The sequence below is a fragment of the Actinoplanes teichomyceticus ATCC 31121 genome (assembly GCF_003711105.1).
Lineage (GTDB): Bacteria > Actinomycetota > Actinomycetes > Mycobacteriales > Micromonosporaceae > Actinoplanes > Actinoplanes teichomyceticus.
This window is the reverse complement of sequence record NZ_CP023865.1, coordinates 6,601,635-6,616,778: the sequence shown is the minus strand read 5'-3', so window position 1 is coordinate 6,616,778 and position 15,144 is coordinate 6,601,635. Positions and strand designations below refer to the sequence as shown.

Genomic DNA, 15,144 nt, shown 5'->3' with positions numbered 1-15,144 from the left:
GATGACCACCGAGACCGACGAGATCCGGCTCCAGCCGTGTGAGCCCGGCGCGCTCACCCCGGACGAGTTGCGCACCCTGTTCCTCTTCGAGAAGCTCACCGACGACCAGCTGGCCTGGATCGCCGCGCACGGCTGCACCCTGCGCGCGCCGGCCGGCAGCCTGGTGTTGCGTGAGGGCGATCCGGCGGAGTCGTTCTTCGTGCTGCTCAGCGGCACGGTCGCGCTGAGCCGCCGGGTCGGTCGGGACGACGTGCAGACCTCCCGCACCGAGCAGCGCGGCGTGTACATGGGCGCGACCAACGCCTACCTGCGCGACGACGGCGTGCCGCAGAAGTACATGGCGTCCATGCGGGCGCTCTCCGACAGCGAGTTCTTCGTGCTGTCCGCCGCCGACTTCGGCGCTCTGATGCGCGATTGGTTCCCGATGGCGATCCACCTGCTGGAGGGCCTGTCCCTGGGGATGCGCAGCTCGCAGGCGGCGATCGGGGAGCGGCAGCGGCTGCAGGCGCTCGGGGCGCTCTCCGCCGGCCTGATGCACGAGCTGAACAATCCGGCCGCGGCCGCCTCCCGGGCCACCGGGGCGCTGCGCGAGCGGGTCGCCGGGATGCGGATGAAGCTCGGCAAGCTGGCCAAGGGCAAGGTGCCGCCGGACCGCCTGATCGCCCTGCTGAACCTGCAGGAGGAGGTGATCGAGCGGGCCGCCAAGGCGCCCGCCCGGACCGCGATGCAGATCGCCGACCTGGAGGACGAGCTCGGCGACTGGATGGACGAGCACGGGGTCACCGGCGCCTGGGACGTCGCCCCGGTCTTCGCCCAGGGCGGCATCGACGTGGACTGCCTCACCGAGGTCCAGTCCCGGCTGGCCTCCCCCGAGCTGCTGGACCAGGCGATCCACTGGATCGGGTACGCGCTGGAGACCGAGCAGCTGATGAGCGACATCGAGGACGCCACCGGCCGGGTGTCGTCACTGGTCAACGCCGCCAAGCAGTACTCGCACCTGGACCGTTCGGCGCACCAGTGGATCGACGTGCACACCGGACTGGACAGCACACTGGTCATGCTCGCCCACAAGATCGGCGACCGGATCCGGGTGGTCAAGGACTACGACCGTACGCTGCCGCAGGTGCCCGCCCACCCGGCCGAGCTGAACCAGGTGTGGACCAACCTGATCGACAACGCCGCCCAGGCGATGGCCGGCGCGGGCACGCTGACCATCCGGACGTACCGGGAGGACGACCGGGTGGTGGTCTCGGTCGGCGACTCCGGGCCGGGCGTGCCGGACGAGATCAGGAAGCGGGTGTTCGAGCCGTTCTTCACCACCAAGCCGGTGGGCGAGGGGACCGGGCTGGGGCTGGACATCTCGTACCGGATCGTGGTCAACGGCCACGGCGGCGACATCTCGCTGCAGTCCAGCCCGGGGGACACCCGGTTCCTGGTCCGGTTGCCGCTGAGCGAGCCGGCGTCGGCGTAAACCGGTTGGGGCCGTCCGTCGTCGATCTCTAGGATCGGGCGCAGCGATGGGCGGCTCTCCGCGGTGCTTCCTTCAAAAATCGACTGAAAATCGACTGACCAGCGCCGCTTCTCCCCGCCCATCGCTCTTTCGCTCGCATGGGGGAGTTCTGCGATGGACCCGGTCGCTACGGTTCTGCTGCGCCGGCTCGGCCGCGCGTTCCCGCCGCCCGGCGCGGCGGGGATGCCGGGCCCGGGGGCGGCGCGCGTGGTGGCGCCGCCGGGCCCGGATACCGCGCCGGGCGGGGCTGACCTGCCCGGCGCGGTCGCGGGCGCGGCGCCGGACGGCGCGGCCTGGGCCGCCACGGTGGAGGCCGATCTCGCCGCCCGTGGCTGGGTGCCGCACCGGGACCTGCGCGCCGCGATGAGCCGCGCGCTGCCCGGGGAACGGGACCGCTGGGCCGGGTGGCTGCTGGCCACGCTGGACGCGCTGGTCGGCGCGGACCGCGACCTGACCCCGCTCTACCGCTCCTTTCCCGACACTCCGGACATCGCCACGATGTTCGTCAAGCGGCTGCTCACCCACCTGTTCGCCACCGAGGGCGCGCCGTGCGTGCTCTGCGGGCGGGACGGGGTCGGCGCCCCGCTCGACCCGTGCGGCCACCTGGTCTGCCGGGACTGCTTCCCGCCGGCCGAGTTCAGCGGCTGCCCGATCTGCGGGCTCCGGCTGGCCGCCGGCTCCGGTTACCTGCCGCTGAGCCCGGAACCCGACCCCGGCGTGCCGGGGCCCGCGCTGCGGGTGCAGGTGCTGCGCCTGGACGCCGATCCGGCGGCCAGCGCGATCGAGGCGCGGGACCGGATCGCGGCGCGGCCGCACGCGTTGAGCGCGGCCGAGCGGGACGATCTGCGTACGCTGGTGGCCGCCACCGCCCCGGACGATCTCAGCTGGCTGCCCGCCGCCCCGGCCCGGGAGACCCTCGCCGTGCTGATCGCCTGGGCGCTGCACGCCACCGCCGGGTCACCGGCGCAGTCCACGGTGATCGAGCAGGCCCGGCGACGCTGGGGCACCGCCACCGACGTGGCGCGCACGCTGTGGGCGTACTCGGGTGGCGACCCCGGCCTGATCCTGCCGCCCGTCGCGGACCGGCGCGGCCGGACGCTCGGCGGGCCGGCGGGTCGTGCCGGCCTCGGCTTCGCCGCGCCCGCGGACCGGGCAGGCCGGGCGGCCGTCGAGCCGAGCGGGTGGCGTCCCGCCGGGCCGGACGCCGGCCGGCCCGGTCCGCCGGTCATGCCGGTGGCCCGGGTGCGCGCGCTGCCCCGCCCGCTGCGCCGGGCGGTCCTCGCCCACCTCGACGGCTGCGGCGCCGCGTCCGCCGCCGAGGACCTCCGTCGGCACCCCACGGTCTGGAAGCGGCTCGGCGAGCGGCTGCACCCGTTCGAGCAGGTGGCGGCCCACCCGGAGGCGGCTGTCGCGTTCGCCGTGCTGCGCGGCACCCGCACCGGGCCGGACAGCGCGCTCGGCCGGGCGATCGTCGCCGCGGCGCGCCGGCATCCCCGCCGGCTGACCGTGACCGAGCATCCGGACGGCCGGATCGGCGCCCGGATCCGCACCCACGCCGCCGAGGTGGAGGCGGCGCTGGCGCGCAACGACGTGCCGGGCGCGGCGCGGCTGCTCACCGAGCGCCCCGGCCTGCTCTGGCGCCGGCTCGACCACCTGTTGCGCTCCGCCGGGCGCGACGCCGCCGCGCTGGCCGCGGTGACGGCCGCCGCCCGGGCCACCGCGCACGCGGCCGCGCCCGGCCTGATCGCCACCGCGAGCGCCGAGCTGGCCGGCCGCGACCGGACGGTCCGCGTGAGCGCGCCGGCTGTGCCGGTCGGCGCCGTCGGTCAGGCGATCAGCGCCGCGGTGGCCGCCGAGCCGCCGCGGAGTCTCGCCGCGCGGCTGCTGCGCGAGGCGGCTTCGCGGCTCGCCGGCACGACGGCCCCGGCGGCCGACCCGTCCTGGACCGCCCCGGCCCCGGGCACTCCGCGCCGGCTGTTCTTCCCGGCCGGTGACGTCGGGCGCACCTGGACGGCGGCGGAGCGGCGTGCCCCGCTGCCGGGCGGGGCGATCACCGCGATCCGCGGCGTCGCCGACGCCGAGCTGGCCGGACGCGCCGCCCGGCTCGGCCGGTTCGACCTGGCCGTCATCGACGCCACCCTGATCGACGTGCCGACGCCGCTGCGGGCCCGGGTCTCCTCCGGTGCCCTGGCCGGCTGGCCCCGGGGCAGCCGGCGCGACCTCCCGGCCGGCGACCGGATGCGGTTCTACCTGCACTGGACGGACGTCGCGGGGCACCGGGTCGACCTGGACCTGTCGTGTGTGTTCTTCGACGAGCACTGGCGCAAGGTGGGGCACTGCGACTACACCCGGCTGCGCTTCGCCGGCGACGCCGCGGTGCACTCCGGCGACTTCACCTCGGCGCCGCCGCCGGCCGGCGCCACCGAGTACCTCGACCTGAACCTTCCGGCGCTGCGCGGGGCCGGGGCCCGCTACCTGGCGCCGGTCGTGTTCAGCTACAACGACGTGTCGTTCGAGCTGCTCACCGAGGCGTTCGCCGGGTTCGCCGTGCCCTGGCCGAAGGGTCGGCTGTTCGACGCCTCCCGCGTGGTGCAGCGTTTCGACCTGCGCGGCAACGCACGGGCGCTGCTGCCGATGGTGATCGACGCGGCCGACCGGCGGCTGGTCTGGACGGACGTCAGCCTCTCCGCCCGCGGCGCGGGCCACGACGTCGACGGCCACGCCGTCCAGCTGGCCCGGGCCGCCGCCGACCAGTGGGAGTACTTCGCCGCGCGGCCCCGGCCGACCCTGCTCGACCTGGCCGCCTGGCACGCCGCCGGGCGCGCCGAGCGGATCGTGCTGGCCTTCCCGGACGGCGGCTACGCCACCCTGCCGGACGGCGTGGCGCCCACCGCGGCGGCGATCCGGGCGCTGGCCGACGCGCCGCGCGACCACGGGCCGCGCGACGCCACCGGGCGGACCGTGCTGGCCGCGGTCGTCGACGCGGACACGCTCGGCGGCTACGTCCCCGGCCACCCCGCCGAGGGCTCGCTCGCGCTCACCGTGACCGGCCGGCCGGACGAGCCGTGGCAGGCGGCCGACGCGGCCGAGCTGCTCGGCGCGCTCGGCCCGCGGTAGCGTTCCGGCGGACAGGAGGGGTGGGGGATGGCCACGGTTGCGGTGGAGACGGTCGTCGGTGTTCCGGCGGCACAGGCGTGGGCGGCGATCGCCGACGTCGCGGCGGTGCACGAGCGGCTGCTCCCGGGCCGGGTGTCCGCCGTCGAGATGGACGGTGACATCCGGATCCTGACCATGCCGGACGGGTCGCGCATCCGGGAGCTGATCATCGCGGTCGATCACGGGCTGCGCCGCCTGGCGTACTCGGTGATCGACGGGTCGGCGCTCCCGCTGACCCGTCACCACGCGAGTTTCCAGGTGGTCGAGTCCGGCGGCGTCACCCGGGTGGTGTGGACCACCGACGTGCTTCCGCACGCGCTGGCGGGCGCGGTCCGGGCCCGGGTGGAACGCGGCATCGCCGAGATCAGGACGGTCCTGGAGGCGTCCTGAGCGGCGCCGCTGTAGGACGTCGCGCCGGCAGGAAGTGCGGTAGGGGTGGCGCGGGGGATGTCGCGCCGGCAGGAAGTGCGGTGTCGGCGCCGCCCGCCCGCCGGGCGGCGCCTGGCCGTCACACGTCGCCGGGCAGCAGCCCGCGCAGGTAGGCGGCCTGGGCCACGTGCTGCGCGTCGTCGTCGTACACGCTGACCAGGCGGACGCCGAGGGTGACCGGCGGGTCCCAGTTCCGGTCGACGACCCGGTCCAGGTCGGCGTCGGTGAGGCCGTCCAGGTACGTCATGGTCCGGTCGTGTACAGCCTGGTAGTAATCGGTCAGTGCCCGCGCGCTCTCCGGGACGACCGCGGCCACGTCGGCGGCGGTGTGCCCGTAGCCGGTGTCGGACGGGTCCGGTTTGCGGCCGAAGCGGCCGGCCCAGTCGGCGCCGGTGTAGACCTGATCGGCGCCGAGCAGTTCGGCGAGGTGGCTGTCCTGCACCCGGGTGAGGTGCCAGACCAGCCAGCCGATCGAGTTCGCGCCGGGTCGGGGCGCCCAGCGCAGCTGCTGCGGTGTGAGGCCGTCGACCGCGCCGCCGACCAGGTCGGGCAGGCGGCCGTACGCGTCCCGGAGAACGCCCTTCGCGTCCATCCCCGTGCTCCCTCCTACTGCTGCGGTTGGTCGGCGGTTCCCTGCTGATCCGTGCCGGAGCCCGGGTCGGTGCCGGTGTCGCCGGAGCCGCCGTCACCGGTCCCGGTGTCGCCGTCCCCGGTGTCCCCGGTGTCCCCGGTGTCCCCGGTGTCCCCGGTCTGTCCGTCGGGCTCGGTGCCGCCGGGCTCCGTGCCGCCGGTCGGCGTCGGCTCGGCCGGGGCCTCGGTGGTCTGCTGCGGGGCCGGCCCGGTGGTGGCCGGCGTGCCGCTGCCGGCCGGCGCGTCCGGGGTGCTCCCGGTCGTCCGCGTGACGGTCGGCGTGCTCGACGGCGCCGGCGCGCGGTCCTGCCGGTCCTCGTCGGCGCGGTGGTCGCCGGTCCAGTTCAGCACCGTGGGCGCCCCGCTGCCGCGGCCGCCGGTGGCATCCGCGGCGGACCGGCCGGCCAGCAGTTCCGCCGCGGTGAGGGTGCCCATCGCGAGCACGAACAGCCCACCGGCCACCAGGGCGACCCGCTTCCAGCGGATCCGCCGGGGCGCGGCGGCCGGTTGCGGCTCCTCGGACGGTGGTTGTGGGGCGGCGGCCACCTCGGGCGTGCCGACCGCGGCCGGCGCGGTGACGAACGCGGCCTGCAGCTTCTTCGTGCCCCGCTCCAGGTAGCGGTGGTAGACCTCGGTGCCGATCGAGCTGACCAGGCTGGCCACCGCGGCGCCGATCAGGGTGCCGGCCACGCCGAGGAACGAGCCCACCACCGCGGCGGAGACCGCGGCCAGGGTGCCGGCGATGGTCTTCGGGATGTCGATGCCGGCCCAGGGCCGGGGTTGCGCGTGCTCGGTCATGTGCCCCCTCTCAATCGCGCCAGCTTTCCGCCTTTACCGCTCGGCCGGTCGCTAAACCCCGCCGCTCGGCCAGCGCCGCCCGCAGCGGCCGGACCACGAGTCCCTCCTCCCGCGCGAGGTGGTGGCGGGTGAGTCTGCGGGTCCGCAGGATGCCGGCCAGGCCGACCGCGGCGACCGCGAACTGCACCGACATCGCGATCCGGAAGTCGGCGATGTGATAGTCGGCACGGCCGCCGGTGCGGGCGTCCAGGATCAGCCCGATCAGCTCGATGGTCAGCAGCGAGGCGACGAACCCGCCGATGTTGACCACGCCGGTCGCGGTGCCCAGGCGGTGCGGCGGGTTGAAGGTACGGGCGTAGTCGAAGCCGATCATCGAGCCGGGGCCGCCCGAGCCGAGCGCGACCACCAGCAGCGTCAGCACCGGCAGCGGGGCCCGTCCGGGCCACAGCAGCACCAGCGCCCAGGCGCCCAGGTTGATCCCGACGATGCCGAACACCAGCAGCGACCGGCGCAGCGGGTACCGCTGGACGAGGGTGCCGAGCAGCGGCCCGGCGGCCATGCCGGTGATCACGAAGACGGTGAGCAGCGTGCCGGCCTGCCCGCGGGTCAGCCCCTCTCCGGCGATCAGGAACGGGATACCCCACATCAGGGCGAACACCGTGCCGGTGAACTGGGTGGTGAAGTGCGTCCAGAGCCCGAGCCGGGTGCCCGGGTGCTGCCAGGCGCCGCTCAGGTCGGCGCCGAGCCGCCGGATGCTGATCGGGTTGCCGCTGCTGATCCGGTGCTCCGGGGTGTCGCGCAGGGTGGCCAGCGCCACCAGCGCGACGAACAGCCCCGCGCCGGCGGCGCCGAGGAAGGCGGCGGACCAGCCGGCCCCGGCCAGCAGGGCGGCCAGCGGCACGGCGGAGATGACCTGCCCGAGCTGCCCGACCAGCCCGGTCAGCTGGCTGATCACCGGCACCCGCCGCGCCGGGAACCAGTACGGGACCAGGCGCAGCACGCTGATGAAGGTCATCGCGTCGCCGGCGCCGACCAGGATCCGGGCCACGACCGCGCCGGTGATGTCGTCGGCGAAGGCCATCAGGGTCTGCCCGGCCGTCATGGCGAGCGCCCCGCCGGCCACCATTCGCAGTGATCCGAATCGGTCCAGCAGCACGCCGACCGGGATCTGCAGGGCGGCGTAGACGAGCAGTTGCAGCACCGCGAAGCTGGCGAGTGCGCCCGCGCCGACGTCGAAGCGGTGCTGCGCGTCCAGCCCGGCGACGCCCAGCGAGGTGCGGTGCAGGACGGCGATGACGTACGCGGCGAGGCCCGCGGCCCACACCGCCCAGGCCCGGGCTCCGGGTCGCAGGGACATGTGGTGCTGCCTTCCACTCGCGCGTCAGCAGTTGCGTTTCCAGCCTTCTCCGCAGCTCGGCGCGCGGCAACGTGCCCTTTGCCACTGCCGCCATTGTGTGTAACCCCAAGGGGGGTATAGCATCATAACCCCAAGATGGCGGAGGGATGCGGGATGCCCAAGATCAACGTGTATCTGCCGGACGAGCTGGCCGAGGCGGTCCGCGAGACCGGCCTGCCGGTCTCCGCGATCTGCCAGCGGGCTCTGGAGCAGGCGGTGCGCCGGGTCACCGCGATCCGGGAGACCTCACTGAGCGAACTGTCCGGCGCCGACCTGGAGGAGCGCTTCCCGCTGATGACCGGCCGCGGCCGCACCGTGCTCGGGCTGGCCGTCGAGCGCGCCCGCGCCGTGTCGCTGTCCTGCGTGGGCACCGGGCACCTGCTCGGCGCCATGATCGAGGAGGGCACCAACCTGGCCCTGCACGTGCTCGAGGCGCTCGACATCGAGCCGGCGCGGCTGGCCCGTGAGCTGGAGCGGGAGCCGGGCGACGAGCCTGCCGGCCCGGGTCCGGGCGTGCGCTTCAGCAGCCCGGCGGCCGGCGCGCTGGAGCTCGCGGTCGGTGAGGCGGTCGGCCTCGGGCACAACTACGTGGGTTGCGAGCATCTGCTGCTCGGCCTGGTCACCGAGCCGGACGGGGCGGCCGGCCGGGTGCTGCGCGCGGCCGGCGCCGAGCCGCGCCTGACCCGCCGGGCGGTCGCCTCCGCCCTGGCCGGCTACCGCCACCTGCGGGCGAACACCGCCGCCGGTGCCGCGCAGCCGGGCGCCGCCGGCGCCCCGCCGTCCGGGGACCCGGCCGCGCTGCTGGCCACCGCGCTCCAGCCGCTGATCGAGCGGATCGAACGACTGGAGCAGCGCCTCGACCGGCCCGCCGGGCAGTGAGATGCGGTCGGCGGGCGCGGCCGTCGCCGCGTGCGGTCTCCTGCTCGTGCTGGTGCTGGGCCTGATGCTGTGAGGCGGTGGCGGCGTGCTGGTGCTCGGACTCCGGTGAGGCGGTGGCGGTCAGGAGCGCAGGTGGGTGGTGAGCCAGGCGGTCGTCTCCCGCAGGTACGTGGCCCGCGACGAGCGGTGCAGCAGCTCGTGCCCCTCGCCGGGGAACAGCAGGTACCGGTGCCCGACGCCGCGCGCGGCCAGCGCGGCCACCACCTGCTCCGCCTCGATCACCGGCACGTTGCTGTCGTTCTCGCCGTGCACCACCATCAGCGGCGCCCGTAGCCGGTCGATCCGGTGGATCGGCGACAGGTCGCGCAGCAGCTCCGCGTCCTTCTCCGGGTCGCCGTACTTGCTGATCGCGGCGGCCGCGATCCACGGTTCGGTGTGCTCGTAGAAGGTCGCGAAGTTCGACATGCCGCAGACGTCGATGCCGACGTCGAACAGCTCCGGGTACGCGCACAGCGCCGCCAGCGTCAGATAGCCCCCGTAGGAGCGGCCCATCACACCGACGCGCCCGGCGATCCCGGCCTCTCGCAGGTACCGCACGCAGGAGCGGACGTCCTCGATCGCGGCGTACCGCAGCGCGCCGTTGTCCGCGTTCACGAACGTGCGGCCGAACCCGGACGACCCGCGTACGTTCGGCGCGAGGACCGCGATCCCGTGCCGCACCAGCGTCTGGAACAGCGGCCCGTGCCCCGGGCGTTCCTGCGCCTCCGGCCCGCCGTGCAGCCAGACCACCGTCGGGTGCGGACCGTCGCCGGGCGGGCTGAACAGCCACCCGGTCAGGGTGAGCCCGTCGTGCGCGGTGATCTTCTCCAGGCTCGGGTGCACCGCGTCGGCCGCGGCCGGCTCGGCGGAGATCGCCCGTAGCCCGGAGCCGTCCCGGTCGCAGGCCCAGACCCCGTGCGGCTGGCCCGGCCCCTCCGCGGTGAAGGCCAGTGTGGACCCGTCGAAGCTCCAGCTCAGTCCGGAGATCACGGTCCCGGGCAGCGGCACGGTGACCGACCGCCCGGCGGACGGCGCGGCATGGTCGAGGTCGAGCAGCTCCAGGGCGGACTCCCCGCCCCGGACGTTCCACAGCACCGCGGCGGTCCGCCCGTCCGCGGTCACCGCGAACGACTCCACCTCGGCGGGTCCGGACGCCAGCACCTCGGTCGCGCCGCCGGCGACCCGGATCAGGGCCGGGAACTCGCCGTCCTCGCTGCGCGCGTACACGCAGCCGCCGCCCGGGCTGAAGACCGCCTGCTCGCCCCGGGCGATCGTGGTCTCGGTGCCGGCGGCCAGGTCGCGCAGCACGATGCGCCGCGCGCCGCGCGGGCCGTAGCGCAGCAGCGCGGCGCGCCCGGACGGGTCCACGTCGCAGAGCGCGACCAGCTCGTCCTCGACGACCACCGTCCGGGTCCCGGCCACCACGTCGACGAGCACCGCGGTGGTCAGGTTCTCGGTGAGGGCGAGCACCGGCCATCCGGGCAGCCAGCGCATGTTGTCGGCGGTGTCCGCGCCGAACCCGCCCACCTGGTGCGGGTCGGAGCCGTCCGGCCGCACCAGCCACACCTCGTGCCGGGGCGCGCCGCCCGGAGCGACCTGGCAGGCCAGCCAGCCACCGCCGGAGGACCAGGCCACCTCGGACACCGGGTGCTCGAAGGGGATCTGGAAGGCCAGCTCGCTGCCGATCGGCTGCACCCACACGGCCGGGATCCCGCCGCGGTCGGAGACGTACGCCGCGTGCCGCCCGTCCGGCGACAGCGCCGGTGACCAGTTCCCGGCGATCTCCGACGCCAGGTCGGCGGCCCGCGGGCGGAAGGCCGGCAGTACGGTCACGTCGGCGCGCCTGAACTGACCGGTCACGACGTCCCCCTAGATCTGTTTGTCCTGCAACCACATCTCCAGCAGCGCGAGCTGCCACAGCTGGTTGGCCCCGAGCGTGGTGCGCGGGGTGTTCGGGTCGGCGAGCAGCGCCTCGACGTACTCCGGCCGGAACAGCCCGCGGTCGCGGGCCGCCGGCGCGTGCAGCGCGTCGCGGACCTTCGCCAGCATCGGGCCCTGCAGGTGCCGGATGCCCGGCACCGGGAAGTAGCCCTTGGTGCGGTCGATCACCTCGTCCGGCACCAGACCGCGCGCCGCGTCCTTGAGCACCCCCTTGCCGTCCGAGGCGAGTTTCAGCTCGGGCGGGCAGGCCGCGGCGAGCTCCACCAGTTCGTGATCGAGGAAGGGTACGCGCGCCTCCAGCCCCCACGCCATAGTCATGTTGTCCACCCGTTTGACCGGATCGTCGACCAGCATCACCTGCGAGTCGAGCCGCAGCGCCGCATCGACCGCGGTGGTCGCGCCGGGACGACCGAAACTGTCCGCCACGAACTGGAGGGCCTCGTCGCGGTCCAGGTGCCAGGCCGGGTTGAGCTGCCCGGCGAGGGCCGCGTGCGACCGGTCGAAGAACTCCTTCGCGTACGCCTCGACGGCCTGCTCCCGGGGCACGCCGGCGAGGGGTGGATACCAGCTGTAACCGGCGAAGATCTCGTCCGCGCCCTGGCCAGATTGTACGACCTTGACATGCTTCGCCACGTCCTCACTGAGCAGGTGGAACGCGATGCAGTCGTGGCTGACCATCGGCTCGCTCATCGCCGCGACGGTACGGTCCACGGCCGGCAGGAACCGGTCGTGTCCGATCCGGATCTGGTGGTGCTCGGTGCCGAACCGCTTGGCGATCAGGTCCGAGTAGACGAACTCGTCACCGCTCTCGCCGCCGGCCGGCTCGAACCCGATGCTGAACGTGGTCAGCCCGGGCTGGCCCCGCCGCGCCAGCAGCGCCACGATGAGGCTGGAGTCGAGCCCGCCGGAGAGCAGCACGCCCACCGGCACGTCGGCGACCATCCGCCGCTGCACGGCGAGGTCGAGTTTCTCCCGCACCGCGTGCGCCCACTCGTCGCGGCCCATCTCGCGGGTCCGTTCGAACGACGCGGTCCAGTAGACGCGCTCCGAGGCCGTGCCGTCCGCCTTGATCACCCGGACCGTGGCGGGCGGCAGCTTGCGGATCCCGGAGAGGATCGTCCGCGGCGCCGGCACCACCGAGTGGAACGTCATGTAGTGCTGCAACGCCACCTTGTCGATCGTGGTCTCCACTCCGCCGGCGGCCAGTAGCGCCGGCAGCGTCGAGGCGAACCGCAGCCGCCCCGGCGCCTCGGCCAGGTACATCGGCTTGATCCCGAGCCGGTCGCGGGCCAGGGTGACCGTCCCGCTGGCGTGCTCGGCCACCGCGAAGGCGAACATCCCGAACAGGCGGGAGACACAGTCCGCGCCCCACCGGTGGTACGCCTTCAGGATCACCTCGGTGTCCGAGGTGGAGAAGAACCGGTAGCCGTGCCCCTGCAACTCCTCGCGCAGCTGCCGGTAGTTGTAGACGCAGCCGTTGAAGACCACGGTCAGGCCGAGCTCGTCGTCGGTCATCGGCTGGCGGCCGTTGTCGCTCAGGTCGATGATCCGCAGACGGCGGTGCCCGAAGGCCAGCCGCCCGTGTTCCCACAGCCCCTCCCCGTCCGGGCCCCGCGACTGCAGGCAGGGCAGCATCCGGCGGACCGCCTCGGCGTCCGCGGGCCGCTCGCCGTACCGGATCTCACCGGCGATGCCACACATCACATGCCTCCCTCTGCGATCAACCAGGTGTCCTTCGAGCCGCCGCCCCGCGACGAATTGACGATCATGCTGCCGGCCGGGGCCACCCGGGTCAGCGCGGCCGGCGCGACCACCGGGCGGTCGCCGGTGAACACGAACGCGCGCAGGTCCACGTGCCGGGGCGCGAACTGGTGGCCGTCGAAGACCGGGTGGGTGGAGAGCCGGACCAGCTCCTGCGCCACCCAGCGGTGCGGAGCGGCACGGATCTGCCGGCGCAGCGCGTCCAGCTCGCCGGCGGTCGCGTGCGGGCCGATCACGATCCGGTCCCCGCCGTACCCGTCGACCGGCTTGCAGACCAGTTCGTCCAGCCGGGACAGCACCTCGGCGCGCTGGTCGGCGAGCCCGCACAGATACGTCGGCACATCGGCCAGCAGCGGTTTCTCGCCCAGGTAGTACTCGATCATGCGGGGGACGTACGCGTAGACCGCCTTGTCGTCGCCGATCCCGTTGCCCAGCGCGTTGGCCAGCGTGACGGTCCGCGCGTGCACCGCCGAGACCAGGCTCGGCCCGAGCGGCATCCCGTCCGCGCCGGGCGAGTGCACCAGACTGTCCTCGCCCATCCGCAGGTAGATCACGTCCACCGGATACCGCTTGCCGTCGCGCAGCCGGTACACCCGGCCGTCGTCGACGAACAGCTCGATGCTGCGCACCACCGGCACGTCCATCGCCTCGGCCAGCATCCGGTGCTCGAACCAGGCCGAGTCGTCCGGTCCCTGGCTGAGCACGACCAGCGCCGGGTCGTCGCCGGCGGCCGGGCCGGCCGCGGCCAGCAGCGCCTGCCGGAGCAGCCGCGGCGTGTCCTCGACCGGGATCAGGTTCCGGGGCCGGGGCAGCTCGGGCAGGATGCTCTCGGTGAGGCGGCGGTTCTGCATGGCGTAGGCGATCCCGGACGGCACCCGCAGGTTGTCCTCCAGCACGCACCACCGGCCGTCCGCGTCCCGGACCAGGTCCACTCCGGCCACCTGGGCGCGCACCCCGGGCGCGCCGACCAGCGCTCCGCTGGCCCGCAACTCGGGGGAGCCGTCGACGACCCACCCCGGCACGATCCCGTCGGCCACGATCTGCCGGTCGTCGTAGACGTCGGCGAGGAACGCGTTCAGGGCCCGGACCCGCTGGGCCAGCCCGGCCCGCAACGCGCTCCAGTCGGCCGCCGGGACCACCCGGGGCACCAGGTCGAACGGGAACAGCCGGGTGGCCGCCTCGCCGGCCACGCTGAACGTCACCCCGTTGGCCCGCTGCTGCTCGTCCCGGGCGTCCTCGCGCTGCCGCAGCCCGGTCGCGCCGAGCGCGGTGAGCACCGGCACGATCCCGGCGTACTCCGCGGCGATCTCGCCCGGGAAGGCCTCGTCCCCGGCGGCCGCGTACGGGCTGAGCCGGGCCGGCGCCAGCATCCCGTCCCGCAGCGGCCCGGTCGCGCCGCCCCGGGTGTCGGTCACCAGCAGATCGACCACGTCGGCGATCCGGCCGCGGCGGGCCAGCGCGCGCCGCTGCCGCGACGCCGAACTGCCCCGGCTGAGCGCCCGCGCGGACAGGTCGAAGACCTGCTCCCAGTCGCCCAGCGCCTCCAGATGCGGCCGCAGGTCGCCGACCAGGCGCTCGACGGCGACGGCGGCCGGCACCGGGATCGGGGAGCGGGGCAGGTCGAGCAGGTCGCCCTCCAGACCGGAGCGGGCCGCCCGCCACATCGCCGCCCGGTGCAGCGGTGGCCGGGCGGCCGGCAGCGGAAGGCCGGCCCGGTGCTCCAGCCGGGCGCGCCGGACCAGGGCCCGGAACAGCCCGGCGAGCAGCACGACGGTGTCCACGTCCGGGCAGGCGTCGGTGACCCGCAGCTCCACGGTGGGCACGTGCGCGGACGGCCGGACGTCGAAGTAGACCATCTTCGGGTCGCTGATCGTCCCGGACGCGATCAGGTCGTTGACCAGCATGTCGTGCTCCTGGGCGGAGTGCAGCACGCCGCTGTCGCCGGCGGTCGGCCAGCGGGTCCAGACCAGGGAGCGGGCGCTGGCGTACCCGGAGTCCTCGCCCATCCAGTACGGCGAGCTGGTGGAGAGGGCCAGCAGCACCGGCAGCGCCGGCGTGACGCGCTGGGCCACCGCGACCGCCTCGTCGGCGTCCGGCACCCCGACGTGCACCTGCGCACCGCAGATCAGCTGCTCACGGACCAGCATCTGGTACTCGTGCAGCATCCGGCGGTAACGGCTGGTCGGGGTGACCGACAGCGCGTCCAGGTCGACCAGCGGCACCGTGCCCGCCGCGACCAGGCCCAGCCCGAGCGACTCGGCGACGCCGATGGCCGCCCGGCGGCGGGCCGCGATGCCCTCGCGCAGGCCGTCCAGGGTGGCGCTGACCGGGGTGTTCGTCTCCACGACGGTGCGGTGCAGCTCGGCCGAGAAGTGTTGCGGGTCGAGCTGGTCGAGCACCTCGGGGGCCCGCGGGACCAGCTCCCGGGTGGCCAGGTCGACGACGTGGAGCTCCTCCTCCACGCCCAGGGTCAGAGCGTCCGTCTCGGACATGGGGGGATCAAGTGCCGGAAGGGACTCCGTCATCACGACCGCCTCTGCTGTACTAGTTCCGGCATAGCGTGCGTATCGCCGGAGCCTTCCCATCGGATGTGGCAGATCTGTGA

The 15,144-nt window shown here is 74.7% G+C and carries 10 protein-coding genes; 4 read left to right on the top strand and 6 right to left on the bottom strand.

What is annotated here, in order from left to right:
- The first annotated feature begins 1 nt into the window (after position 1).
- The 3 genes from ACTEI_RS29010 (at position 2) to ACTEI_RS29000 (ending at position 5,056) form a co-directional block, all read left to right on the top strand.
- Positions 2–1,471 carry an ATP-binding protein gene (locus ACTEI_RS29010; protein ID WP_122980558.1) on the top strand — a complete coding sequence of 490 codons (1,470 nt, stop codon included), beginning with the start codon at positions 2–4 and terminating at the stop codon, positions 1,469–1,471.
- Positions 1,472–1,624: 153 nt separating this feature from the next.
- Positions 1,625–4,627 carry an MXAN_6230/SCO0854 family RING domain-containing protein gene (locus ACTEI_RS29005; RefSeq protein ID WP_122980557.1) on the top strand — a complete coding sequence of 1,001 codons (3,003 nt, stop codon included), beginning with the start codon at positions 1,625–1,627 and terminating at the stop codon, positions 4,625–4,627.
- 27 nt (positions 4,628–4,654) lie between these two features.
- Positions 4,655–5,056, top strand: a complete 402-nt coding sequence (locus ACTEI_RS29000) for an SRPBCC family protein (protein WP_122980556.1) — start codon at positions 4,655–4,657, stop codon at positions 5,054–5,056.
- Positions 5,057–5,174: 118 nt separating this feature from the next.
- Here ACTEI_RS29000 and ACTEI_RS28995 read toward each other — a convergent pair whose 3' ends face one another.
- Genes ACTEI_RS28995 through ACTEI_RS28985 form a run of 3 tightly spaced genes read right to left on the bottom strand, consistent with a single transcriptional unit; the run spans position 5,175 to position 7,880 of the window.
- A complete protein-coding gene (locus ACTEI_RS28995) occupies positions 5,175–5,687 on the bottom strand; it encodes a mycothiol transferase (protein ID WP_122980555.1) in 513 nt (170 codons plus the stop codon).
- 14 nt (positions 5,688–5,701) lie between these two features.
- Positions 5,702–6,523 (bottom strand): hypothetical protein, encoded by an 822-nt coding sequence (locus tag ACTEI_RS28990; protein ID WP_122980554.1) that lies wholly within the window; start codon positions 6,521–6,523, stop codon positions 5,702–5,704.
- 10 nt (positions 6,524–6,533) lie between these two features.
- Entirely contained in the window at positions 6,534–7,880 is a 1,347-nt protein-coding gene (locus tag ACTEI_RS28985) for an MFS transporter (protein ID WP_122980553.1), read from the bottom strand.
- A gap of 153 nt (positions 7,881–8,033) precedes the next feature.
- Here ACTEI_RS28985 and ACTEI_RS28980 point away from each other — a divergent pair, with 153 nt between their 5' ends.
- Positions 8,034–8,798, top strand: a complete 765-nt coding sequence (locus ACTEI_RS28980) for a Clp protease N-terminal domain-containing protein (RefSeq protein ID WP_122980552.1) — start codon at positions 8,034–8,036, stop codon at positions 8,796–8,798.
- A gap of 120 nt (positions 8,799–8,918) precedes the next feature.
- Here ACTEI_RS28980 and ACTEI_RS28975 read toward each other — a convergent pair whose 3' ends face one another.
- From ACTEI_RS28975 to ACTEI_RS28965, 3 genes are read right to left on the bottom strand one after another with little or no spacing between them, the layout of a single operon-like run.
- Positions 8,919–10,697: a S9 family peptidase gene (locus ACTEI_RS28975; protein WP_122980551.1), complete on the bottom strand. Its 1,779-nt coding sequence runs from the start codon at positions 10,695–10,697 to the stop codon at positions 8,919–8,921.
- 9 nt (positions 10,698–10,706) lie between these two features.
- On the bottom strand, positions 10,707–12,479 hold the full coding sequence (locus tag ACTEI_RS28970) for an N-acetylglutaminylglutamine amidotransferase (protein ID WP_122980550.1): 1,773 nt from the start codon (positions 12,477–12,479) through the stop codon (positions 10,707–10,709).
- A complete protein-coding gene (locus ACTEI_RS28965; RefSeq protein WP_122980549.1) occupies positions 12,479–15,031 on the bottom strand; it encodes a carboxylate--amine ligase/circularly permuted type 2 ATP-grasp protein in 2,553 nt (850 codons plus the stop codon). The genes ACTEI_RS28970 and ACTEI_RS28965 overlap by 1 nt, the downstream gene beginning before the upstream one ends.
- Positions 15,032–15,144 lie beyond the last annotated feature (113 nt).